Origin of the sequence: Extensimonas perlucida (assembly GCF_007655255.1) — a bacterium.
Taxonomy (GTDB): domain Bacteria; phylum Pseudomonadota; class Gammaproteobacteria; order Burkholderiales; family Burkholderiaceae_C; genus Extensimonas; species Extensimonas perlucida.
Genome location: NZ_VMYE01000003.1, coordinates 33,584 through 55,897, shown reverse-complemented (window position 1 = coordinate 55,897; position 22,314 = coordinate 33,584). Strand labels below are relative to the sequence as shown.

21 protein-coding genes are annotated in these 22,314 nt (G+C 66.3%); 8 read left to right on the top strand and 13 right to left on the bottom strand.

Annotated features, from left to right (window positions below):
- Window positions 1-2 precede the first annotated feature (2 nt).
- The 3 genes from FK527_RS04190 to FK527_RS04180 form a co-directional block, all read right to left on the bottom strand.
- A complete protein-coding gene (locus tag FK527_RS04190) occupies window positions 3-1,514 on the bottom strand; it encodes a tripartite tricarboxylate transporter permease (RefSeq protein ID WP_144730183.1) in 1,512 nt (503 codons plus the stop codon).
- A gap of 12 nt (window positions 1,515-1,526) precedes the next feature.
- Window positions 1,527-2,015, bottom strand: coding sequence for a tripartite tricarboxylate transporter TctB family protein (locus FK527_RS04185; RefSeq protein WP_144730180.1), 489 nt, complete (start codon window positions 2,013-2,015; stop codon window positions 1,527-1,529).
- 70 nt (window positions 2,016-2,085) lie between these two features.
- Entirely contained in the window at window positions 2,086-2,802 is a 717-nt protein-coding gene (locus FK527_RS04180) for a YggS family pyridoxal phosphate-dependent enzyme (RefSeq protein ID WP_144730177.1), read from the bottom strand.
- Window positions 2,803-2,850: 48 nt separating this feature from the next.
- Between FK527_RS04180 and FK527_RS04175 the strand changes: the two genes are divergently transcribed.
- The 4 genes from FK527_RS04175 (at window position 2,851) to FK527_RS04160 (ending at window position 6,747) form a co-directional block, all read left to right on the top strand.
- The gene (locus FK527_RS04175) at window positions 2,851-3,894 is read left to right on the top strand and encodes a type IV pilus twitching motility protein PilT (RefSeq protein WP_144730174.1); all 1,044 of its coding nucleotides are present in this window, start codon (window positions 2,851-2,853) and stop codon (window positions 3,892-3,894) included.
- Window positions 3,895-3,938: 44 nt separating this feature from the next.
- Complete coding sequence (locus FK527_RS04170; RefSeq protein WP_144730171.1) at window positions 3,939-4,574, top strand: cyclic nucleotide-binding domain-containing protein; 636 nt, start codon at window positions 3,939-3,941, stop codon at window positions 4,572-4,574.
- 33 nt (window positions 4,575-4,607) lie between these two features.
- Window positions 4,608-5,744 (top strand): PilT/PilU family type 4a pilus ATPase, encoded by a 1,137-nt coding sequence (locus FK527_RS04165; RefSeq protein WP_144730168.1) that lies wholly within the window; start codon window positions 4,608-4,610, stop codon window positions 5,742-5,744.
- Window positions 5,745-5,826: 82 nt separating this feature from the next.
- Complete coding sequence (locus FK527_RS04160; RefSeq protein WP_144730165.1) at window positions 5,827-6,747, top strand: NAD(P)-dependent oxidoreductase; 921 nt, start codon at window positions 5,827-5,829, stop codon at window positions 6,745-6,747.
- Between the two features lie 33 nt (window positions 6,748-6,780).
- Here the strand turns inward: FK527_RS04160 and FK527_RS04155 are convergent, their stop codons facing one another.
- From FK527_RS04155 to FK527_RS04140, 4 genes are all read right to left on the bottom strand, one after another.
- Window positions 6,781-7,398 carry a BON domain-containing protein gene (locus tag FK527_RS04155; RefSeq protein WP_246072667.1) on the bottom strand — a complete coding sequence of 206 codons (618 nt, stop codon included), beginning with the start codon at window positions 7,396-7,398 and terminating at the stop codon, window positions 6,781-6,783.
- Between the two features lie 47 nt (window positions 7,399-7,445).
- The gene (locus tag FK527_RS04150) at window positions 7,446-8,045 is read right to left on the bottom strand and encodes an SIS domain-containing protein (protein WP_144730162.1); all 600 of its coding nucleotides are present in this window, start codon (window positions 8,043-8,045) and stop codon (window positions 7,446-7,448) included.
- A 25-nt stretch (window positions 8,046-8,070) separates the two neighbouring features.
- The gene (gene ppk2, locus FK527_RS04145; protein ID WP_246072666.1) at window positions 8,071-8,994 is read right to left on the bottom strand and encodes a polyphosphate kinase 2; all 924 of its coding nucleotides are present in this window, start codon (window positions 8,992-8,994) and stop codon (window positions 8,071-8,073) included.
- 100 nt (window positions 8,995-9,094) lie between these two features.
- Complete coding sequence (locus tag FK527_RS04140) at window positions 9,095-9,511, bottom strand: YraN family protein (protein ID WP_144730157.1); 417 nt, start codon at window positions 9,509-9,511, stop codon at window positions 9,095-9,097.
- Between FK527_RS04140 and rsmI the strand changes: the two genes are divergently transcribed.
- Window positions 9,511-10,437 (top strand): 16S rRNA (cytidine(1402)-2'-O)-methyltransferase, encoded by a 927-nt coding sequence (gene rsmI / locus FK527_RS04135; protein ID WP_144730154.1) that lies wholly within the window; start codon window positions 9,511-9,513, stop codon window positions 10,435-10,437. The two genes, FK527_RS04140 and rsmI, sit on opposite strands and share 1 nt — an antisense overlap.
- A 303-nt stretch (window positions 10,438-10,740) precedes the next feature.
- Here rsmI and FK527_RS04130 read toward each other — a convergent pair whose 3' ends face one another.
- The 6 genes from FK527_RS04130 to FK527_RS04105 form a co-directional block, all read right to left on the bottom strand.
- Window positions 10,741-12,369 (bottom strand): peptide chain release factor 3, encoded by a 1,629-nt coding sequence (locus FK527_RS04130; protein WP_144730151.1) that lies wholly within the window; start codon window positions 12,367-12,369, stop codon window positions 10,741-10,743.
- Window positions 12,370-12,538: 169 nt separating this feature from the next.
- Complete coding sequence (locus FK527_RS04125) at window positions 12,539-13,336, bottom strand: crotonase/enoyl-CoA hydratase family protein (protein ID WP_144730148.1); 798 nt, start codon at window positions 13,334-13,336, stop codon at window positions 12,539-12,541.
- 52 nt (window positions 13,337-13,388) lie between these two features.
- Window positions 13,389-14,414 (bottom strand): acyl-CoA dehydrogenase family protein, encoded by a 1,026-nt coding sequence (locus FK527_RS04120; RefSeq protein ID WP_144730145.1) that lies wholly within the window; start codon window positions 14,412-14,414, stop codon window positions 13,389-13,391.
- A 169-nt stretch (window positions 14,415-14,583) separates the two neighbouring features.
- Entirely contained in the window at window positions 14,584-15,744 is a 1,161-nt protein-coding gene (locus tag FK527_RS04115) for an acyl-CoA dehydrogenase family protein (RefSeq protein ID WP_144730142.1), read from the bottom strand.
- Complete coding sequence (locus tag FK527_RS04110; protein ID WP_144730139.1) at window positions 15,741-16,001, bottom strand: hypothetical protein; 261 nt, start codon at window positions 15,999-16,001, stop codon at window positions 15,741-15,743. Before FK527_RS04110 ends, FK527_RS04115 begins: the two co-directional genes overlap by 4 nt.
- 85 nt (window positions 16,002-16,086) lie before the next feature.
- Complete coding sequence (locus FK527_RS04105) at window positions 16,087-16,497, bottom strand: YchJ family protein (RefSeq protein ID WP_144730135.1); 411 nt, start codon at window positions 16,495-16,497, stop codon at window positions 16,087-16,089.
- Between the two features lie 189 nt (window positions 16,498-16,686).
- On the opposite strand from FK527_RS04105, the gene dnaA reads away from it, so the two are divergent.
- The 3 genes from dnaA to gyrB all read left to right on the top strand — a co-directional run bounded on the left by dnaA (window position 16,687) and on the right by gyrB (window position 22,279).
- Complete coding sequence (gene dnaA / locus FK527_RS04100) at window positions 16,687-18,237, top strand: chromosomal replication initiator protein DnaA (protein ID WP_144730132.1); 1,551 nt, start codon at window positions 16,687-16,689, stop codon at window positions 18,235-18,237.
- Window positions 18,238-18,414: 177 nt separating this feature from the next.
- The gene (gene dnaN / locus FK527_RS04095) at window positions 18,415-19,533 is read left to right on the top strand and encodes a DNA polymerase III subunit beta (protein ID WP_144730129.1); all 1,119 of its coding nucleotides are present in this window, start codon (window positions 18,415-18,417) and stop codon (window positions 19,531-19,533) included.
- A 139-nt stretch (window positions 19,534-19,672) separates the two neighbouring features.
- Entirely contained in the window at window positions 19,673-22,279 is a 2,607-nt protein-coding gene (gyrB, locus tag FK527_RS04090) for a DNA topoisomerase (ATP-hydrolyzing) subunit B (RefSeq protein ID WP_144730126.1), read from the top strand.
- Window positions 22,280-22,314: the final 35 nt, after the last annotated feature.

Genomic DNA, 22,314 nt, shown 5'->3' with positions numbered 1-22,314 from the left:
TCTCAGTCCTCGACGAAGGCTTCTTCTCGCTTGTGCTTCACGGCCGGCAGCAGCACGATCACCAGCAGCAGCGCAGCCACGGCGAGCAGGCCCGCGGAGATGGGCCGCGTGACGAACACGCCCCAGTCGCCGCGCGAGAGCAGCAGCGCGCGGCGCAGGTACTCTTCCATCATGGGGCCGAGGATGAAGCCCAGCAGCAGCGGCGCAGGCTCGGCGCCGAGCTTGTGAAAAATGTAGCCAATGAGCCCGAACGCGCCCACCATCCATACGTCCCAGGTGGTGTTGTTGGTCGAATACACGCCGATCGCGCAAAACAGCACGATCGCCGGGAACAGCCAGCGGTAGGGCACGGTGAGCAGCTTGATCCACATGCCGATGAGCGGCAGGTTCAGGATCACCAGCATCGCGTTGCCCAGCCACATCGAGGCGATCAGCCCCCAGAAGAGCTCGGGGTTGTTGCTCATCACCTGCGGGCCGGGCTGGATGTTGTGGATGGTCATCGCGCCCACCATCAGCGCCATCACGGCGTTGGGCGGAATGCCCAGCGTGAGCAAGGGGATGAACGAAGTCTGCGCGCCCGCGTTGTTGGCCGACTCGGGCGCCGCGACGCCGCGGATGTTGCCCTGGCCGAAGGGCACCTCGCCCGGGTGCACACGCGTTTTTTTCTCGACCGTGTAGGCGGCAAATGCGGCCAGCAGCGCGCCCCCGCCGGGCAATATGCCCAGGGCCGCGCCCAGCGAAGTGCCGCGCAGCACGGCGGGAATCATGCGCTTGAAGTCTTCCTTGGTCGGAAACAGGCCATGCACCTTGGCGGCGAAGATTTCTCGGCTGCCCTCGGGGTGCGCAAGGTTGGCGATGATCTCGCCGTAGCCGAACACGCCCATGGAAATTGCCACGAAGCCTATGCCGTCGGTGAGTTCGGGGATGTCGAAGCTGAAGCGCGCCACACCCGAGTTCACGTCGGTGCCCACCAAGCCCAAGAGCAGCCCGAGCACGATCATGCCAATGGCCTTGAGCAGCGAGCCCGAAGCCAGCACCACGGCGCCGATCAGGCCCACCACCATGAGCGAGAAATATTCGGCGGGGCCGAACTTGAAGGCCACTTCGGTGAGCGGCGGCGCGAAGGCCGCGAGAATCACCGTGCCCACGCAGCCCGCAAAGAACGAGCCCAGCCCCGCCGCCGCCAGCGCCGGCCCGGCGCGGCCCTTGCGCGCCATCCGGTAGCCATCGATCGCCGTGACCACGGACGAAGATTCGCCAGGCAGGTTCACGAGAATCGCCGTGGTCGAGCCGCCGTACTGCGCGCCGTAGTAAATGCCCCCGAGCATGATCAGCGCCGACACCGGCGGCAGCGCGTAGGTGGCGGGCAGCAGCATGGCGATGGTCGCCACCGGGCCTATGCCTGGCAGCACGCCGATCAGCGTGCCCAACAGACAGCCTATGAAGCAGTAAATCAGATTTTGCGCCGTGAACGCGACGCCAAAGCCGAGCGCGAGGTTGTGAAAGAGTTCCATGATGTCCCCTGTTCAACCCGCGATGAAGCTGGGCCAGACCTGAAATTGCAGCTTCAGCGCCCAAACAAAGGCCGCATAACTGCCCACAGCCAGAATCGTCGCGAGGATTGCCACTTCGAGCGGCTTGAACCGGTCGCCCGCGAGGCTCGCGATGAAGACCAGCGCGTAGATCGCGACGATCAACCCCATGGGCGGGATGCCCAGGCTGGGCAGGCCGCCGAGCAAAATGCCAAAGGCGAAATTGGCCGCAAGGATGAAGCACAGCGGCCTCCAGGCCCAGCGGCCGATTGGGTCGCCGTCCTCGGTTTCGACCACGGTGGCCTTGAAGGTCACGATCGCGCCTATGAGTGCGAGGAGCACGCCCAGCAGCAGCGGAAAGTACCCAGGCCCCATGCGTGCGCCCGTGCCGATCTGGTAATGGGTCGATCCCCAGGCGAATGCCACACCGACCGCCATGAACATGAGGCCGGCAAAAAAGTCCCTCTGGCTTTTGATTCCCATGGACGCCTCCTTTTGTCTTTTGAACAAGCGCTCGATTGTGACGTTTTTGCGAGCATATTCGCGCATGAATTCACGCATTGGCGCGTGGACGACTGCCAAAAATGCCCGTGCCCACACGCACCATGGTGCTGCCCGCGTGGATCGCGGCTTCGAGGTCGGCCGTCATGCCCAGCGACAAGATGTCAAAGTCCTCCAACCCTGCCACGCCCTGCGCGCGGATATGGTCGAAAAGGCGCTTTGCGCTTAGATGGACTGCCAGTTGCGCTTCGAAATCGGGAGCTTGCTCGGGGATGCTCATGAGCCCGCGCACGCGCAGCTGTGGCAACTGCGCGACAGCCTGCGCGAGCGCCAGGGCCTCCTCAGGAGGCACGCCAGCCTTGGTCTGGCCGCCGTCGACGTTGACTTGTAGGCATATTTGCAACGCTGGCAAATGCGCGGGCCGCTGCGCCGCCAAGCGTTCGGCGGTCTTGAGGCGATCTATCGTTTGCACCCAATCGAAATGCTCGGCCACGAGGCGGGTCTTGTTGCTTTGGACGGGGCCTATGCAGTGCCATTGCAGCGCATCCAGGCCTGCTGCGCGCAGTGCCAGCACCTTGCTCACCCCCTCTTGAATGTAGTTTTCGCCGAACGCTCGCTGGCCTGCGGCGGCAGCCTCGGCCACGGCTTGCGGGCCGAAGGTTTTGGAGACGGCAAGCAGCGAAACCGTTGCCGGATCGCGTCCCGCAGCGGCGCAGGCCTTGGCAATGCGTGCGCGCACCCGTTGGAGATTGTCTGCAATCGTGGTCATAATGATCGCCAAGCCTACCAAAGCCTAACCAACGAGACTGAGGGAACCGTGGACATCACCCAGCTGCTTGCATTCACCGTCAAGAACAAAGCCTCCGACCTGCACCTGTCGGCAGGCTTGCCGCCCATGATCCGTGTCAATGGCGACGTGCGGCGCCTCAACGTCGATCCGCTGGACCACAAGGCGGTGCACGCCATGGTCTACGACATCATGAACGATGCGCAGCGCAAGACCTACGAGGAGTTCCTGGAGGTCGATTTTTCCTTCGAGGTCGAGGGGCTGGCGCGTTTTCGTGTGAACGCCTTCAACCAGTACCGTGGCGCGGCCGCGGCCTTCCGTACCATTCCGAGCAAAATCCTCACGCTCGAGCAACTCAATGCCCCGAAGATTTTTGGCGATCTGGCGCTCAAGCCGCGCGGCCTGGTGCTCGTGACCGGTCCCACGGGTTCCGGCAAATCGACCACGCTCGCGGCCATGGTGAACCACCTCAATGAGGCCGAATACGGCCACATCCTGACGATCGAAGACCCGATCGAATTCGTGCACGAGTCGAAGAAATGCCTGATCAACCAGCGCGAGGTCGGGCCGATGACGCTCTCGTTCGCGGCCGCCTTGCGTTCGGCGCTGCGCGAAGACCCGGATGCGATCCTGGTGGGCGAAATGCGCGACCTCGAAACCATACGCCTGGCCATGACCGCAGCAGAGACGGGGCACCTGGTGTTCGCCACGCTGCACACCTCGAGTGCCGCCAAGACCATAGACCGGATCATCGACGTGTTCCCGGCCGAAGAAAAGGAAATGGTGCGCGCGATGCTGTCCGAGTCGCTGCAGGCAGTGATCTCGCAGACACTGTGCAAGCTCAAGGACGGCTCGGGCCGTATCGCTGCGCACGAAATCATGCTGGGCACGAGCGCCATCCGCAACCTGATCCGCGAAGCCAAGGTCGCGCAGATGTATTCCACCATCCAGACCGGCAACAGCGTGGGCATGCAGACGCTCGACCAGAACCTGGCCGACCTCGTGCGGCGCAACATCATCAGCCCCGCCGAGGCCCGCAGCAAGGCCAAGAGCCCGGAAAACTTCCCGGGCTGACAAGACGCAGATACCCACCAAGAAGAAAGAACAAAGGAGCACCCATGAAAGGCATTCTCGGTCTGCTGCGATCGAAGGTTCGCGCAGGCCAGCCACAGAGCGATGCGGCGGATTCGACCTTGTTTTCCACCGCCTTTGCGAGCCAGGGCGCGACCGGGGCGCAGCTGGTGCCTTGGGAGGCCCGGGCCGTGGAAGTGGGGGCGCAGCGCCTGCCGGCGCGCCGCGGCGGCACGCTGCTGCAGTCCCTGTGGGCGCGCGACAAATACATGGGTTTGCTGGGGCAGGAGGCCGTGGAGCGCATGGAGCGCTTTTTCACGTTTGCCGTGGTGCCGCCCAACCGCGACGTGATCCGCCAGGACGAATATGGCAATTTCATGTTGGTGGTGCTGACCGGCACTATGGCCATCGATCGCGTGCAGCCCTGGGGCGAGCGGCTGCGCCTCGCGGAGAGCCGGCCTGGGGAAATCCTGGGCGAAATGTCGCTGCTCGACGGCGGCATCCGGTTTTCCAGCTGCACGACCCTCACCGATTGCGAGATCGCCGTGCTCGACGCCGAAGGCATGGACGCGATGATGTCCAGCGATCCGCAGCTTGCTGCGAGTCTGGTAGCGCTGCTGGCGCGCAGGCTCTCGCAGCGCATGCGCGTGGTCAGCGCCCGTTTGAGCGAGGTCCAGCGGTGATGTATCTGTGGTGGGACTTCGCAGGAGCGATGCATGGAACGTGATCAGGCCGGTAAATTCATCAATGACCTGCTCAAGCTGATGGTCAGCCGCAACGGCAGCGACTTGTTCATCACGGCCGATTTTCCGCCGGCAATCAAGGTCGATGGCAAGGTGACCAAGGTGTCGGCACAGCCTCTGAGTGCGGTGCACACGCTCACGCTCACACGCTCCATCATGAGCGACAAGCAGGTCGCCGAGTTCGAGCGCACCAAGGAGTGCAACTTCGCCATTTCGCCCGCAGGCATAGGGCGCTTTCGCGTCAACGCCTTCGTGCAGCAGGGCAAAGTGGGCATGGTGCTGCGCACGATTCCGCTCACGCTGCCGACCATAGACGGTCTCGGCGTGCCGCAGGTGCTCAAAGAGGTGGCGATGACCAAGCGCGGCCTGTGCATCGTCGTGGGCGCGACGGGCTCGGGCAAATCGACCACGCTCGCGGCCATGGTCGATTGGCGCAACGAAAACTCCTTTGGCCACATCATCACGGTCGAGGACCCGGTCGAGTTCGTGCACGTGCACAAGAACTGCGTCGTGACGCAGCGCGAGGTCGGGCTGGACACCGACTCCTGGGAGGCCGCACTCAAGAACACGCTGCGCCAGGCGCCCGACGTGATCCTGATGGGCGAGATCCGCGACCGCGAAACCATGGAGCACGCGGTGGCATTTGCGGAAACAGGCCACTTGTGCCTGGCCACGCTGCACGCCAACAGTGCCAACCAGGCGCTCGATCGCATCATCAACTTTTTCCCCGAGGAGCGGCGTGCTCAGTTGCTCATGGACTTGTCGCTGAATCTGCGCGCCATGATTTCTCAGCGCCTGATCCCCCGCGAGGATGGCAAGGGGCGCGCGGCGGCGGTGGAAGTGCTGCTCAATACGCCCTTGATCGCCGACCTGATCTTCCGCGGCGAGGTGGCCGAGGTCAAGGAGATCATGAAAAAAAGCCGCAACCTGGGCATGCAGACCTTCGATCAGGCGCTCTTCGATGCCTACGAGGCGCATGTCATCAGCTACGAGGACGCGCTGCGCAATGCCGACTCGCTCAACGACCTGCGTCTGCAGATCAAGCTCAACAGCCAGCGTGCCAAGTCGCCCGATCTTGCTGCGGGCACCGAGCATTTCGCCATCGTTTGATGTTTCCGCGCTTCCTTCGCCTGCGTCGGGTCGGCTCAGGCGCTTGTTCATCCTGAAAGTTTTTTAGCCCAAAAGTTTTCGTATGCCCAGCAGCATCCATCCGCGCAGCTATGACAGCATCGCCCCACGCAAGCTCGCTTTCCTTGGGCTGGGCGTCATGGGTTACCCCATGGCGGGCCATCTCGCGCGCGCCGGCCATGCCGTGACCGTTTACAACCGCACCGCGGCCAAGGCCCAGGCATGGTGCGAGGAGTTCGCCGACGCGCCCAGCAAACCCCGGCACGCCGCCACGCCCGGCGAGGCCGTCGCCGGAGCGAGCCTCGTGTTTTGCTGCGTAGGTAACGACGACGATCTGCGCTCGGTCACGCTCGGCGAGCAGGGCGCCTTTGCGGGCATGGCGCCGGGCGCGGTCTTCGTCGATCACACCACGGCCTCGGCCGAGGTGGCACGCGAGCTCCACGCGCAAGCGCGCGCGCAGGGGCTGCAGTTCGTCGATGCGCCCGTGTCAGGCGGTCAGGCGGGCGCGCAAAACGGCCAGCTCACGGTGATGTGCGGTGGCGATCCAGCGGCTTTCGACGCAGCTTTGCCCGTCGTGATGGCGTACGCGCGCGCCTGCACTTTGCTCGGGCCCGCGGGCTCGGGGCAGCTCGCGAAGATGGTCAACCAGATCTGCATCGCGGGCATCCTGCAGGGTCTGGCCGAGGCCATTGCATTCGGGCAGAACGCCGAGCTCGACATGCAGCAGGTGCTCGACGTGATCAGTAAGGGCGCGGCGCAGAGCTGGCAGCTCGAAAACCGCGGCAAGACCATGGTCGAGGGCAAGTTCGACTTCGGCTTCGCCGTCGATTGGATGCGCAAGGACCTGGGGCTGGTGCTGCAGGAGGCGCGGCGCAACGGCTCGCGCCTGCCGCTCACGGCGCTGGTCGATCAGTTCTATGGCGACGTGCAAAAAATGGGCGGCAACCGCTGGGACACTTCGAGCCTGATCCAGCGGCTGCGTTGATTTTTTGCGGGGCGCTGGGCCGGCTCACCCGGCTCAGCCGCCCGCAGCTGGCGCCGCCGTAGCGGGATTGGGCTGCGGCGGGGGTACGAGGCGCCGCAGCTCATCTTCCGAGACGATCTCGAACACGCGCACCACCTTGGCGACGCCGGACACCCCGCGCGCAATGTCGGTCACGCGCGCTGCTTCGCGCTGCGTCACCAGCCCCATCAGATAGACCACGCTGCGTTCGGTCACGACCTTGAACGCGCTCGATGACAGGTCGCGCGCATCGACGATGCCGGCGCGCACCTGGCCGGTGATCCAGGCGTCGTTCGAGCGCTGGCCCAGGGAAGAGTTGGACATTACCGCCAGATCGTTGACCACGGCGCGCACGTTCTCGACCAGCGCCACGGCCTGCTCCACGCGCTGGCGGTCTTGCTCGGTGGGCACTTCGCCGGTGATGAGCACGCGCCGGTTGAAGCTCGTGACGTTCACGTGGCCGCGTTCGCCCAGCAGCTCGTTCAGGCGGTTCACGGCGCGCAGCTCTATGCCTTCGTCCTCGAGCTGTGCGCCCGAAGTGCGCCGATCGGCCGCCACCATGCCGCCCATGGCTGCGCCGCCCAGCACCACCGGGGCGCAAGCGCTCAGGCCGAGTGCGAAAACCAGGGTCAAAACCTGTAGGGGCCGCTTCGCGCGTGCCCACGCAGTGTTTTTTGCTCTCAAGATGATTCTTCCTCGCCCAGCAATTGGGCATCTATGCCGTCGCAGAGGCAGTGCAGCACCAGGGTGTGCACCTCGCGCACGCGCGCGGGGCGGTCGTGCGGTACGGCGATCAGAACGTCGGTTTCGCGCAGCCGGGCTGCGATTGCACCGCCACTGCGCCCCGTGAGCAGCAGCACCATCAGCTCGCGTTCGTGCGCGGCCTCCAGCGCGGCCAGCAAGGCGGGCTCGTCGCCCGTCACGGACAGCATCAGCAATACGTCACCCAGCTGGCCGAGCGCGCGCACCTGGCGGGCAAAAGCAGCCTGCGGCTGTGCAGCGAAAGCGCTTTCGGCGCTCAGCAAGCCGGCGCCGGCCCCGAGCGCGAGCGCGGCGAGCTCGGGGCGCTCGCGTTCGAAGCCGGCCACGCACAGCGCGGCAAGTTGCTGTGCCGCCGCTGCCGAAGCGCCCAGACCGCAGGCCAGCACCTTGCCGCCGCCCGTAAGGCACGCGACGACGGCCTGCACGGCCGCGGCGATGGGTGCCGCCAGCGCCTGCGCCGCCTGGTATTGCAAGTCTGCCGCGTCGATGAAATGCTGCTGAATGCGCTGTTCGAGCATGCGCCGATGATAGCGCCCGGGGCTGTCAATACACCTGCGGCACGATCATTTCGGGCGGAGTCGGGTGGCGGATGTAGTCGGGGTTGTGGATGCGTGCGGGCAAGGCGACGGATTCGTGCTCGATCTCGCCGTAAGGCACCTGGGTCAGCAGGTGGTGGATGCAATTGAGGCGCGCTTTTTTCTTGTCCACGGCCTCGACCACCCACCACGGCGCCTCGGAGATGTGCGTGCGCTCGAGCATTTCTTCCTTGGCCTTGGTGTAGTCTTCCCAGCGCCGGCGCGATTCCATGTCCATGGGCGAGAGCTTCCACTGCTTGAGCGGGTCGTGGATGCGCATCAGAAAGCGACGGTGCTGCTCGTCGTCGGTGATGGAAAACCAATACTTGACCAGAATCGTGCCCGAGCGGATCAGCATTTTTTCGAACTCGGGCACGCTGCGGAAAAACTCTTCGAGCTCTTCGGGCGAGCAAAAGCCCATGACGCGCTCCACGCCGGCGCGGTTGTACCAGCTGCGGTCGAACAGCACGATCTCGCCGCCCGCAGGCAGGTGCTGCACATAGCGCTGGAAGTACCACTGGCTGTGCTCGCGCTCGCTCGGTGCCGGCAGTGCGGCGACGCGGCACACGCGCGGGTTCAGGCGCTGGGTGATGCGCTTGATCACGCCGCCCTTGCCCGCGGCGTCGCGCCCTTCGAACAGCACCACCACCTTGAGCTTCTTGGCGACCACCCAGTCCTGCAGCTTGACGAGTTCACCTTGCAGACGCAGCAGCTCGCGGAAGTAGGCGCGGCGGTCTTCGTCGAATTCCGTGGTGGCGGCGTCGGCGGCCTCGCGGATCAAGCTGTCCATGCGCTCGTCGTCGATCTCCATCTCGAGCTCTTCGTCGACGCTGTCTATCATGTCGGCGTGCAGGCGCCGTTCGTATTCCTGCTGGGCGTTGGTCTTGTCCATGGGGTCCTCGTGTTGCTGGGTGCGCTCCAGTGCGGGTGGCGGAGCAGCCTAACTGCGTGCGGTGACAGTGGCATGAAAATGCCCCATCCTGAGGCGGGATTTAGTGCGCATCGAACGCGCCCTGCAGCCATTGCAGGCCCTGCGGCTCCAGCAGTACCACGTCGAAGCGGCAGGGCGGCGGCGCGGGCAGGCGCAGCAGGTAGTGGCGCGCAGCGAACACGATGCGCCGCTGTTTGGCGCTGCCTATGCTGGCCGCGGCGCCGCCGTGGCTGGCGCTCGCGCGGCTGCGCACCTCGACGAACACCAGTGTGCCGTCGGGCGCGCGCATCACGAGGTCGATCTCGCCGCCGCCGCGCCCCGGCGTTCGATAATTGCGCGTCACGAGGCGCAGGCCCGCGGCCTGCAGATGGGCCAGGGCGCGGTCTTCGGCCATGTTGCCTTGCTGCCGCGTCGTGGCTTGCCGCGTGCTTGCGGCGGCCTTGCTGGGCGCGGCGGGATTTTTTCGGGGGAATGGCATTGAGTGCATCTTTCGCATCGGCGCTGGGCGCGGCGCACGCGGCAGCGGCTGCGCAGCATTATCCGCAGGGGGCGCTGTACGTGGTCGCCACGCCCATAGGCAACCTGGCCGACATCACGCTGCGCGCGCTGCACGTGCTGCAGCTGGCCGACCGTATCGCCTGCGAAGACACACGCCACACGCAGGCGCTGCTGCGCGCCTACGGCATCGACAAGAAGCCGAGCCAGCTGCTCGCGCTGCACGAGCACAACGAGGCCGAAGCCGCGCAGGCGGTATTGGCGCAGCTGCGCGAAGGCGAGCGCGTGGCCTACGTGAGCGACGCGGGCACGCCCGGCGTGAGCGACCCGGGCGCAAGGCTGGTCGCCGCGGTGCGCGCTGCGGGCCTGCGCGTGCTGCCGCTGCCGGGCGCGAGCAGCGTGACTACGGCGCTGTGCGCCGCGGGGGCCGTGGCGCCCGGCGCGGCGCAGGAGGGTTTCGTGTTCGCAGGCTTTTTGCCGACCAAGCCGAGCGCGCGCGCTGCCGCCGTGCAGCAGCTCGCGCACGAGGCGCGCTGCGTGGTGCTGCTCGAGGCGCCGCACCGCATCCTCGAGCTGGCGCAGGCGTTCGCGGCGCTGGGCGAGCGCCCCGTGACCCTGGCGCGCGAGCTGACCAAGCAGTTCGAGGAGATCGCCACCGTGCCCGCGCAGGGCCTGCCCGCCTGGTTTGCCGCCGCGCCCGAGCGCGCGCGCGGCGAATTCGTCGTGCTGCTGCACCCCGTCGCGCCGGGCGCACACGACGCCGGCATGGAAGCAGGCCAGCGCGCGCTGCGCCTGTTGCTGCCCGAGCTGCCGCTCAAGACCGCGGTGCGCCTGGCCGCGCAGCTCAGCGGCGCGCCGCGCAACGCGCTCTATGCGCAGGCGCTCGAATGGCAGGGGATGGAGGATTAACCCCAATTGTCCATTGGGCGGAATTGCCGGTGCGCGCGAGGTATGCCCCGTCATTGCGAGGGCCGTCAGGCCCGCGGCAATCCATGCGGCCTTCGATGCGGCGCCTGTGCCCCTTGCGGGACTGGATTGCCGCGCCCCTGCGGGGCTCGCAATGACGGGTGTTTCATCCGCGACCCAACTGCCGCACCAGCCGCCGCGCCCTCATGAACCATCTGAGTTGAACCGTCTCTGCATCGCCGGAATTTGCATCAAAACAGCCTCTAAAGCTTATCCATCAAGCGCAAGCAGCTATCAATCAAGGAGTTACCCGGCGCTGCCCAGCGACAGCCCCGCGTGCTCGCGCAGCGGGTGGAAGTGGATTTTGGGAAAGCGCTCCTGCGCCAGGCGCACGTCGTAGGGGCTGGTGCACAGGTAGGCCAGCGCGCCCGCGGCGTCGTGCGCCATGCGCGTGGGGTAGGCGGCTTCGAATTCGCGCAGCTCCTGCGCGCTGTCGGCGCTGATCCAGCGCGCGCTCGTGTAGGGGCAGCCTTCGAGGCGCACTTCGCAGTCGTACTCGGTGGCCAGGCGGTGCTGCACCACTTCGAACTGCAGCTGGCCCACGGCGCCCAGCAGCATGTTGCCGCCCATGTCGGGCTTGAAGACCTGGATCGCGCCTTCCTCGCCAAGCTGCAAAAGGCCCTGCTGCAGCTGCTTGGTGCGCAGCGGGTTTTTCAGCACCACGGTCATGAACATCTCGGGCGCGAAAAAGGGCAGGCCCGTGAACTGCAGGTTCGCGCCGTCGGTGATGGTGTCGCCCAGCTGCACGCCGCCGTGCGTGGTAAAGCCGATGATGTCGCCCGCGTAGGCTTCGTCCACGGCCTCACGGCGCTGGCTCATGAAGGTGACCACGCTGGTCGGGCGCAGCTCCTTGCCTGTGCGCTGCACCTTGAGCTTCATGCCCGGCGTGTAGCGGCCCGAGGCCACGCGCACGAAGGCGATGCGGTCGCGGTGGTTGGCGTCCATGTTCGCCTGCACCTTGAACACCACGCCCGAAAAGCCCTCGTCGTCGGGCTGTACGGTTTTTTCCACCGGCTGCTTGTTCACGATCAAGGTGCTCAGGCGCGGGCCGGGCGGCGGCGCCAGGTCAACCAATGCGTCGAGCACCTCCATCACGCCAAAATTGTTCACGCCCGAGCCAAAGAACACCGGCGTCTGCTTGCCGGCCAGAAAGGCCGCGTGGTCCCAGGCGGGCGAGGCGCCCACGGCGAGCTCCATGCTCTCCATGGCCTCGTCGAATTCGCTGCCGAAGCGCGCGCGCAGGCGCTCGGTTTCGCACAAAGGGATGGTTTCGAAGTCCTGCGGGCGCCGCTCGGAGCCGGCCTCGAACACCGTCATGCTTTGCGTGCGCAGATTGATGATGCCGCCAAAGCGCTTGCCCTGGCCCACGGGCCAGGTCATGGGCACGCAGGACATGCCGAGCTCGCGCTCGACCTCGTCGAGGATGTCGAGCGGCGCGCGCACTTCGCGGTCCATCTTGTTCACGAAGGTGATGATGGGCGTGTCGCGCTGGCGGCAGACCTCGATCAGCCGGCGCGTCTGCGCCTCCACGCCGTTGGCCGCGTCGATCACCATGAGCGCGCTGTCCACCGCTGTCAACACACGGTAGGTGTCTTCAGAGAAGTCCTTGTGGCCGGGCGTGTCGAGCAGGTTGATGACGTGCTCGCGGTAGCTCATCTGCATCACGCTCGAGGCCACCGAGATGCCGCGCTGCTTTTCGATCTCCATCCAGTCGCTGGTGGCGTGGCGGCTGGCCTTGCGGCCCTTGACGGCGCCGGCGATCTGGATCGCGCCCGAAAACAGCAGCAGCTTTTCGGTCAGCGTGGTCTTGCCCGCGTCGGGGTGGGAGATGATGGCAAAAGTGCGGCGGCGCCGCGTTTCTGAGGCGTAGGACACGGGGTTCTCGGGTGTGGGTGGGGCCCCGCGTGGCGCCGCAGAGGGCAGGCGGAGCAGGGCGACGCGCTGGTCGCAAGGGGCGCGATTTTACCGAGGCGCTGGCCCGCCCTGCAGCAAGCAGGCCCGCAAGCCCTGACTGGCCTGGCAGAGCCCAGGCCGCCACACCGTCTCAGCCCGCAAAGCGCGGCGCGCGCTTTTCGATGAAGGCGCGCACGGCCTCGTGGTGGTCGGCGGTGGTGTGGGCGAGCGCCTGGTAGCCGGCCGAGAGTTCGAGCAGCGATTCGAGCGAGCTGCGTTCGCCCTCGCGCAGCAGGCGCTTGGTCATGCGCAGCACGCCGCCGGGGTTGGCGGCGATCTTGCGCGCGAGCGCAAGCGCCTCGTCCAGCAGCTGCTCGTGCGGCACCACGCGCGACACCAGGCCGCAGGCCAGCGCCTGCTGCGCATTCAGCGCCTCGCCCGTGAAGGCCATTTCGGCCGCCTTGGACATGCCCACGGCGCGCGGCAGCAGCCAGGCACCGCCGTCGCCGGGGACGATGCCGACCTTGACGAAGCTCTCGGCAAAAGTGGCCTTTTCCGAGGCGATGCGGATGTCGCACATGCAGCTCAGGTCCAGCCCGGCGCCGATTGCGGGGCCGTTGACGGCGGCGATCACGGGCACGTCGAGGTTGTAGAGCGCCTTGGGCAGGCGCTGGATGCCGTTGCGGTACTCCTCGCGGATGGCCTCGGGTTGCAGGTCGGGGCTTTGGAAGCGCAGCATGTCCTTGACGTTGCCGCCCGAGCAGAACGCCGGGTCGGCCCCCGTGACGATGAGCACGCGCACGCTGCGGTCGAGCGCGATGTCGGCGCAGGCTTGCACGAATTCGGCCACGGCGTTGTTGCCGGTGAGCGCGTTGCGCGTCTCGGGCTGGTTCATGGTCAGCGTGACGATGGCGCCGTCGCGCGTGATCTTGAGGAAGGGGTTGCTCATGGTTTGGTAGCTGAAAGCGTTGATGGGTAAAGGGCTGAATGGTAAATACGTCTCAAGCCAGGTCGGTCACGGCGCGCAGCAGATCGAGGCTCAGTGCGTCGCCGCGCTCGAGCAGCGCCTGGCCGACCACGTCGTGCCAGTACGACTCGGAGCCCGCCGCCTGGCGCCAGTTGTGCAGGCGGCGCGTGTAAAGCTGCAGGTCGAATTCGGCCGTGAAGCCGATGGCGCCGTGGATCGAGTGGGCGAGCGCCGCGACTTCGAGCGCGGCCTCGCTGGTGCGCGCCTTGGCCACGGCGGCGTGCAGGCGCTCGGGCTGCACGCCGCGCGCGCGCAAGCCCAGCTGCGCGGCCATGCGCGCGGCGAAGCTGTGCTCGGAGATCACGGCGAGCTGGTGCTGTATGGCCTGGAACTTGCCGATCGGCTTGCCGAACTGTTGGCGCTCGTTCGCGTATTGCAGCGTGCGCGTGAACACGGCCATGAGCGCGCCCGCGATCTGCGCGGCGTAGAGCGCGGCCTGCAGTGTGCGCAGGTCGTGCGTGCCGGGCACGGGCGTGGCCGCGTCCCAGGCGCTGGCGGGCCACTGCAGCGTGGCGTCCAGGCAAAAGCCTGCGGGCAGGCGCTCGGCACCGGCCGTGGGCAGCAGCCGGCACGCGCCGCCACGGGCCACCAATACCCAGTCGGCGACTGCGCCCAGGCGCACGTTGGCGCAGCGCAGCACGCCGTCCGCGGCAGTGCCCGCAGCAGTAGCGGCACTGGCGGCACTGGCCTCGGCGAGCGTGATCGCGCCCCGGGGCCGCGCCACGCCGGCCGCCACGAGCAGGCCGCGTGCGAGCAGGGTTTCACCGAGCGGCAACGGCAGCGCGTGCGCGCCGCATTGCATGAGCACGCCTTGCACGTCGGCCAGGCACAGGCCCGCGCCGCCTGCAGCCTCGGGCACGAGCGCGTCGGCAAAGCCCGCGTCTTCGAGCTGCTGCCACAGCGCCGCGTGCGCGCCCCCGGCCTCGATCGCGCGCACTACCTGCGGCGTGCATTGCGCGCTCAGCAGCTGGTCAACGGCGTCGGAAAAAAGATCATCCATGGTTGGGCTCCCCTTGTGCATGGCGCCTCGGGCAAGGTGTCGAAAATGCTATCGAAAACATTGCAAAATCCATGAGGCTAAATATGCTTTCAGCGCTTGTTTGTTCAGCGCAAGCAGCTATCGATTCGATATGAAAATGTCTAAAAAACTACGGGCTTGATGGGTGCGCTCAGCGCAGCCCCAGGCCGCGCGCGATCATGCCGCGCAGGATGTCGCGCGTGCCGCCGCGCAGCGAGTAGCAGGGCGCCACCAGCGTCACGTAGTTGAGCGTCTGCAGCAGCTCGAGCGGCACCGCGTCGCTGTCGCTGCGCGCAAACAGGTCGTCGGCGATCGCGGCGGGAATGAGCTGTTCCACGCCCGTGCCCAGGTCTTTGACCAGCGCGGCCTCGACGACGGGGCTCTCGCCGCGCGTGAGCTTTTCCGTCACGGCGATCGAGAGCGCACGCAGCGGCGCGAGCTGGCTCATGATCTTGCCCGCGAGGCGCTGCGCCGCCGGCGTATGGCCCGCGGGCGTGCGCACATAGGCGAGCCAGGTGTCGAAGAGCACGATGCTCGAATACAGGCGCTCAGGGCCACTGCGCTCGAACGCGAGCTCGGCCGTGACCTGCTCCCAGCCCTTGCCTTCTTCGCCCACGAGTGCGTCGGGCGCGAGCTGCACATTGTCGAAAAACACCTCGCAAAAATGCTGGTCACCGGCCAGGTCGGTGATCGGGCGCACCGTGACGCCCGGCAGCGACAGATCGACGATGAGCTGCGACAGCCCCTGGTGTCTGTCCTGCGGCGTGCCGCTGGTGCGCACGAGTGCGATCATGTAGTGGCAGTTGTGCGCGTTCGTGGTCCAGATTTTTTGCCCGTTGAGCAGCCAGCCCTGCGCGTTGCGCTCGGCGCGCGTGCGCACGCTGGCCAGGTCCGAGCCCGAGCCCGGCTCGCTCATGCCGATGCAAAAAAAGGCCTCGGCGCGGCAGATTTTGGGCAGGTAGAACTGCTTTTGCGCCTCGCTGCCGTACTTGAGCAGCAGCGGGCCGCTTTGCCGGTCGGCGATCCAGTGCGAGCCCACGGGCGCGCCGGAGTTGAGGAACTCCTCCACCAACACGTAGCGCGCAAACGCGCTGCGCCCGGCGCCGCCGTATGCGCGCGGAAATGTGAGGCCCAGCCAGCCCTGGCGCGCGAGCGCACGGCTGAACGCCGGGTCGCAGCCCGTCCAGGACTTGGCGCGGATATGCGCGGGGACGTCCTTGAGCGCTTGCGTGAGAAATGCGCGCACCTGTGGGCGCAGCGCCTCGTCTTCGGGCGGAATCGCGGTGAGGTCCAAGGAGGAAAGCTGGTTCATGCCGGCACCTCGGGGTGGGAAAAGAAAGGCAAGAGGAAAGGCAAAAGCAAAAGCATGGCAGCTCCAAAAGGCAACGGCGTCGAATCTACCAAAGGTTTGTTAGGCGCTAGGAGCCTGTCGGACTTTGGAATCGTCGGCTGCGAATGCGCCGCAGAGGCCCATTTTTTACCGTCTTCTTGCCCCATAGCACCACTATGGGGCGGCGAATCCGGCAAAAACTGGTCTCGCTGGGGCGCATTCTCGCTTTCGACGCCCAAAGCCCGACAGGCTCCTAGCGAGATTGTGCCTGTTTGGCGGCACGGAGGCGATACCCTGCGCGGCCCACCATGGGCCTGGGCCCGGTTACAAAAGATCGCCGTCCACGTAAAACCAGCGACCGTTTTCGCACGCGAAACGGCTGCGCTCATGCAGGCGCACGCCGCGCCCGGACTCGCGGCAGCGTGCCACAAATTCGACTTCGGCCCGGCCTGCGGCCGTGAGGCGCTGGCTGCGCACCGTGAGGCCCAGCCAGCGGGTGGCGGGGTCGAGCTGGAGCTGCGCGGGGCGGGTGCTGGTGTGCCAGGTGGCCCGCAGGTAGTCGGCCCGCAGGCGCACGAAGGCGCTGTAACGCGAACGCATCAGGCTTTCGGGGTCCGGCGCTGGGCAGTCCTCGTGCTCGAGGTAGCGCCCGCAACAGGCGGAATAGGCCAAGGGGCGCAGCCTGTTATCGCGGCGGCCGCAAGGGCAAGGGGATGAATCGTGTGTTGTGGGCATGGGTATCAGAGAGCGGCTTGGGGGCGAAGGCTGCGCCGTAGCGGCCGATTTTCGCCTCGTGCGCCCGACCCAAACCAGGAGCCAGCCCGCACAGGAGGATGGCAAAAAAATTGTGGATAACTTTGGGGCAAGCTACAATCCGCAGCCCCACGCCGTTCCTCCTATCCACAGTTTCGAGCCCTGCCTGCAATGTCCGAGGAACCTCTTTCCAGCGCCGTCCACGACCGCTTCAATCTGACCGAATCCCCCGCAGATCGCCATGCCCCGCGCCTTGCCGAGTCTCCTGCCGAGCCCTTTACAGACGCGGCCGCTGCAGGCCAGGGTTTGTGGCAGGCCTGCCTGGAGCAGCTTGCGCAAGACCTGCCCGAGCAGCAGTTCAACACCTGGATCAAGCCCTTGACGGCGCAGATGGCCGAGGATTTTTCCCGGCTCACGCTGTTCGTCGGCAACCGCTTCAAACTCGACTGGGTGCGCGCCCAGTATGCGGGCCGCATCAGCGCGCTGCTCGAGGCCTTGTCGGGCCAGGCCATGGCGCTGGAGCTCGCGCTCGCGCCGCGTGAGGTGGTGGCGCAGTCGGTGGGGCGCCCGGTGCCGCGCAGCGCAGCCGCCGTGGCGCCCGCGTCGCAAGGGGTCCGGCCCGGCCTGGCCGAAGCGGCGCCGGCGGGCGCTGGCGAAAACCCCGACAGCCCCGAAGGCGCGGGTGGCACCGGCGGCGTCCAGCGCACGCGGCTCAACCCGGCACTGACTTTCGACACCCTGGTGGAGGGCTCGGCCAACCGCATGGCGCGCTCGGCAGCCCTGCACGTGGCCGCCCGGCCGGGGCATCTCTACAACCCCTTGTTCATCTACGGTGGCGTGGGGCTGGGTAAGACGCACCTCGTGCACGCGGTGGGCAACCAGCTGCTGCAGGAGCGCCCCGAGGCCAAGGTTCTCTACATTCATGCCGAGCAGTTCGTGTCGGATGTGGTCAAGTCCTACCAGCGGCGCACTTTCGACGACTTCAAGGCGCGCTACCACGGGCTCGATTTGCTGCTGATCGATGATGTGCAGTTCTTTGCCAACAAGGACCGCACGCAGGAAGAATTCTTCAACGCCTTCGAAGCGCTGCTGGCCAAGAAGAGCCACATCGTGATGACCAGCGACACCTACCCCAAGGGGCTGGCCAACATCCACGAGCGCCTGGTGTCGCGCTTCGATGCCGGGCTCACGGTGGCCATAGAGCCGCCCGAGCTCGAGATGCGCGTGGCCATTCTGATCAACAAGGCGCGCACCGAAGGGGCCGAGATGCCCGAGGAGGTGGCGTTTTTCGTGGCCAAGAACGTGCGCTCCAACGTGCGCGAGCTCGAAGGCGCACTGCGCAAGATCTTGGCCTATTCGCGCTTCAACCAGAAAGAAGTCTCCATCCAGCTTGCGCGCGAGGCGCTGCGCGACCTGCTGTCGATCCAGAACCGGCAGATTTCCGTCGAAAACATCCAGAAGACCGTGGCCGACTACTACAAGATCAAGGTGGCCGACATGTATTCCAAAAAGCGGCCCGCGAGCATCGCGCGGCCGCGCCAGATCGCTATGTACCTGGCCAAGGAGCTCACGCAAAAGAGCCTGCCAGAAATCGGCGAGCTCTTCGGTGGGCGCGACCACACCACCGTGCTGCACGCCGTGCGCAAGATTGCCGGCGAGCGCCAGCAGCTCACCGAGCTCAACCAGCAGCTGCACGTGCTGGAGCAAACCCTCAAGGGCTGATGGGCAAAGATTGGCTATTGGCTATTGTTGGGCTGCGGCCCCTGCCGGCAAAGCGGGCAAAATGCGGGGCTTTGCCGTGCAGGCGGCGGCAGCATGCCTGGGGCCGCCTTGGCGCGGCCGCCAGCGCCCGCCGGCACCCTTGCGCGCAGCGTTTCCACCATTGATGCAGAGGTAGACATGATCGTCCTGAAGGCCCCCCAAGACAAAGTGCTCGCGGTATTGCAAGCCGTCAGCGGCATCGTCGAGCGTCGCCACACCGTGCCCATCCTGGCCAATGTGCTGATCCGCAAGACGGGCGGCGCGCTGCAGCTCACGACCAGCGACCTCGAGGTGCAGATTCGCACCACCGCCGATCTCGGCGGCGACGCGGGCGACTTCACCACCACGGTGGGAGCGCGCAAGCTCATCGACATTTTGCGCACCATGCCTGCCGACCAGACGGTGAGCCTGGAGTCTTCGGGCGACGGCAAGCTGATCCTCAAGGGCGGCAAGAGCCGCTTCACGCTCGCCACGCTGCCGGCCGAGGACTTTCCGCTCGTGCAGGAGGCAGCGTTCGGCCCCGCGTTCAGCGTGCCGCAAAAGGTGCTCAAGGACTTGCTGCGCCAGGTCTCGTTCGCCATGGCGGTGCAGGACATCCGCTACTACCTCAACGGTATTTTGTTCGTGGCCGAGGGGCGGCAGCTCAGCCTCGTCGCCACCGATGGCCACCGCATGGCCATGGCCAGCGCCACGCTCGAAGTCGAGGTGCCCAAGCAGGAGGTGATCCTGCCGCGCAAGACCGTGCTCGAGCTGCAGCGCCTGCTCTCCGACGCGGGCGGCGAGCAGCAGCCGCAGATCGAAATGCAGTTTGCCGGCAACCAGGCGCGCTTCACCTTCGGCGGCATGGAGTTCGTGACCAAGCTCGTCGAGGGAAAATTCCCCGACTACCAGCGCGTGGTGCCGCGCAACCACCCCAACATCGTCGTGCTGGGCCGCGCGCCCCTGCTGGCCAGCCTGCAGCGCGTGGCCATCATGACCACCGACAAGTTCAAGGGCGTGCGCCTGAACATAGAGCCCGGCACGCTGCGCGTGGCCAGCAACAACAACGAGCAGGAAGAGGCCGTCGATGAGCTCGACATCGACTACGGCGGCGAATCCATAGAGATAGGCTTCAACGTGACCTACCTCATCGACGCGCTCTCCACGCTCGACGACGAGCTGTTGCAGATGTCGCTGCTCGACGGCAACAGCTCGGTGCTCATCACGCGGCCTGGACGCGATGACTTCAAGTACGTGCTCATGCCCATGCGCATTTGAAGCCCGCCCAAGCCCGTGATCTTTCGGCCCGCGATTGCTACCAACTACATAGCTTCTTGCGCTTGCTGAAGCTGCGCAAAAGGCATATTTGATGATGAAACCCATGGAAGCAGCGCCTTCCTTCGGACCCAAGGCCCCCATGACCGCTGAATCCACGCAACCCGATCCCGCCGCGCAGGGTGCCGGCGCACCTGCCGCGCAAGACGACGCTCGCGCCGGCGCCGATGCCGGCGACAGCTACGGCGAAGGCGCCATCACCATCCTCGAGGGCCTCGAAGCCGTGCGCAAGCGCCCCGGCATGTACATCGGCGACACCTCGGACGGTACGGGCCTGCACCACCTGGTGTTCGAAGTGGTGGACAACTCCATCGACGAGGCGCTGGCCGGCTTTTGCGACGACATCGTCGTCACCATTCACACCGACAACTCCATTTCCGTCATCGACAACGGCCGCGGCATCCCCACCGGCGTCAAGTGGGACGACAAGCACGAGCCCAAGCGCAGCGCCGCCGAAATCGCGCTGACCGAGCTGCACGCGGGCGGCAAGTTCAACCAGAACAGCTACAAGGTCTCAGGCGGGCTGCACGGCGTGGGTGTGAGCTGCGTCAACGCGCTGAGCCAGTGGCTGCGCCTCACGGTGCGGCGCGACGGCAAAAAGCACTTCATCGAGTTTCGCCGTGGCGTTCCCGTCGATGCCGTCGAAGAAGTCATCGACGGCGTGGCCGTGCGCAAGATGCGCGAGCTCGGGCCCACCGACAAGCGCGGCACCGAGGTGCACTTTTTGCCCGACCCGGAAATCTTCAAAGAGAACTTCGACTTCCACTACGAAATCCTCGCGCGGCGCCTGCGCGAGCTGAGCTTTCTGAACAACGGCGTACGCATCCGTCTGTGCGACGAGCGCACCGGCAAGGAGGACGACTTCTCGGGCGTCGGCGGCGTGCGCGGTTTCGTCGAATTCATCAACAAGGGCAAAACGCCCTTGCACCCTGCGCCGTTCTACGCCGCGGGCGAGCGCCCGGCCGAGGCCTATGGCGGCATCCCCGGCACGCACATCGGCGTCGAAGTGGCGATGCAGTGGAACAACAGCTACAGCGAGCAGGTGCTGTGCTTCACCAACAACATCCCGCAGCGCGACGGCGGCACGCACCTGACCGGCCTGCGCGCCGCGATGACGCGCGTCATCAACAAATACATCGAGGAAAACGAGCTCGCCAAAAAAGCCAAGGTCGAAGTCACGGGCGACGACATGCGCGAGGGCCTGTGCTGCGTGCTCTCGGTCAAGGTGCCCGAGCCCAAATTCAGCAGCCAGACCAAGGACAAGCTGGTGTCCAGCGAGGTGCGCGCACCCGTCGAAGACATCGTCGGCAAGCTGCTCGGCGACTACCTGCAGGAGCACCCCACCGACGCCAAGCTGATCTGCGGCAAGATCATCGACGCCGCGCGCGCGCGCGAGGCCGCGCGCAAGGCGCGCGAGATGACGCGGCGCAAAGGCGTGCTCGACGGCATGGGCCTGCCCGGCAAGCTCGCCGACTGCCAGGAAAAAGACCCGGCGCTGTGCGAGATCTACATCGTCGAGGGCGACTCCGCCGGCGGCTCTGCCAAGCAAGGGCGCGACCGCAAATTCCAGGCCATCCTGCCGCTGCGCGGGAAGATCTTGAACGTGGAAAAGGCGCGCTACGAAAAGCTGCTCACGAGCAATGAAATCCTCACGCTCATCACCGCGCTGGGCACGGGCATAGGCAAGGCCGGCGGCAGCGGCGGCGGCGACGACTTCGACGTCGCCAAGCTGCGCTACCACCGCATCATCATCATGACCGACGCCGACGTCGATGGCGCGCACATCCGCACGCTGCTGCTCACCTTCTTCTACCGCCAGATGCCCGAGCTGGTTGAGCGCGGCCACATCTATATCGCGCAGCCGCCGCTCTACAAGGTCAAGGCCGGCAAGGAAGAGCTCTACCTCAAGGACGGCGCCGCGCTCGAGAGCTTTTTGCTGCGCATCGCGCTGCACCAGGCCAGCGTGTTCACGGGCAGCGCCGGCGCGCGCACGCTCGCGAGCGACGAGCTCGCCGCGCTCGCGCGCAAGCACCAGGCCGCCGAGGGCGTGATCGCACGCCTGGGCGCCTTCATGGACGCCGAAGCGCTGCGCGCCGTGGCCGACGGCGTCGCGCTGAACCTCGACGACCTGGACGCCGCCGCGCATAGCGCCGCCACGCTGCAGGCCGCGCTGCGCGCGCTCAACCCCACGGGCGTGCCCGCCGAGGTCACGGCCGAATTCGACCCGCGCACCGACAAACCGCTGCTGCGCATCAGCCGCCGCCACCACGGCAACGTCAAGAGCAGCGTGATCACGCAGGACTTCGTGCACGGCGCCGACTACGCCGCACTGGCCGAAGCCGCGCACACCTTCCGTGGCCTGCTCGGTGAGGGCGCGAAAGTCATGCGCGGCGAGGGCGAGCGCCAGAAGGAAGAAAAAGTCAGCGACTTCCGCCAGGCCATGAAGTGGCTGCTGGCCGAAGCCGAGCGCACCACGAACCGCCAGCGCTACAAGGGCCTGGGCGAGATGAACCCCGAGCAGCTATGGGAAACCACCATGGACCCGGCCGTGCGCCGCCTGCTGCGCGTGCAGATCGACGACGCCATCGAAGCCGATCGCGTGTTCACCATGCTCATGGGCGACGAGGTCGAACCGCGGCGCGAGTTCATCGAGACGAACGCGCTGCGCGCGGCGAATATTGATGTTTGAACCTGTCGTGTCGGATGACACGGATAGTGAGATCC

Excerpts from the sequence above, each read along its gene's own strand:
- FK527_RS04115 (WP_144730142.1), bottom strand. The coding sequence starts at position 15,744 with ATGAACCAGCTTTCCTCCTTGGACCTCACCGCGATTCCGCCCGAAGAC.
- dnaN (WP_144730129.1), top strand. The coding sequence starts at position 18,415 with ATGATCGTCCTGAAGGCCCCCCAAGACAAAGTGCTCGCGGTATTGCAA.
- dnaA (WP_144730132.1), top strand. The coding sequence starts at position 16,687 with ATGTCCGAGGAACCTCTTTCCAGCGCCGTCCACGACCGCTTCAATCTG.
- FK527_RS04185 (WP_144730180.1), bottom strand. The coding sequence starts at position 2,015 with ATGGGAATCAAAAGCCAGAGGGACTTTTTTGCCGGCCTCATGTTCATG.
- FK527_RS04160 (WP_144730165.1), top strand. The coding sequence starts at position 5,827 with ATGCCCAGCAGCATCCATCCGCGCAGCTATGACAGCATCGCCCCACGC.
- FK527_RS04140 (WP_144730157.1), bottom strand. The coding sequence starts at position 9,511 with ATGCCATTCCCCCGAAAAAATCCCGCCGCGCCCAGCAAGGCCGCCGCA.
- FK527_RS04125 (WP_144730148.1), bottom strand. The coding sequence starts at position 13,336 with ATGAGCAACCCCTTCCTCAAGATCACGCGCGACGGCGCCATCGTCACG.
- FK527_RS04150 (WP_144730162.1), bottom strand. The coding sequence starts at position 8,045 with ATGCTCGAACAGCGCATTCAGCAGCATTTCATCGACGCGGCAGACTTG.
- FK527_RS04165 (WP_144730168.1), top strand. The coding sequence starts at position 4,608 with ATGGAACGTGATCAGGCCGGTAAATTCATCAATGACCTGCTCAAGCTG.
- FK527_RS04190 (WP_144730183.1), bottom strand. The coding sequence starts at position 1,514 with ATGGAACTCTTTCACAACCTCGCGCTCGGCTTTGGCGTCGCGTTCACG.
- FK527_RS04180 (WP_144730177.1), bottom strand. The coding sequence starts at position 2,802 with ATGACCACGATTGCAGACAATCTCCAACGGGTGCGCGCACGCATTGCC.
- FK527_RS04105 (WP_144730135.1), bottom strand. The coding sequence starts at position 16,497 with ATGCCCACAACACACGATTCATCCCCTTGCCCTTGCGGCCGCCGCGAT.
- ppk2 (WP_246072666.1), bottom strand. The coding sequence starts at position 8,994 with ATGGACAAGACCAACGCCCAGCAGGAATACGAACGGCGCCTGCACGCC.
- FK527_RS04170 (WP_144730171.1), top strand. The coding sequence starts at position 3,939 with ATGAAAGGCATTCTCGGTCTGCTGCGATCGAAGGTTCGCGCAGGCCAG.
- FK527_RS04120 (WP_144730145.1), bottom strand. The coding sequence starts at position 14,414 with ATGGATGATCTTTTTTCCGACGCCGTTGACCAGCTGCTGAGCGCGCAA.
- gyrB (WP_144730126.1), top strand. The coding sequence starts at position 19,673 with ATGACCGCTGAATCCACGCAACCCGATCCCGCCGCGCAGGGTGCCGGC.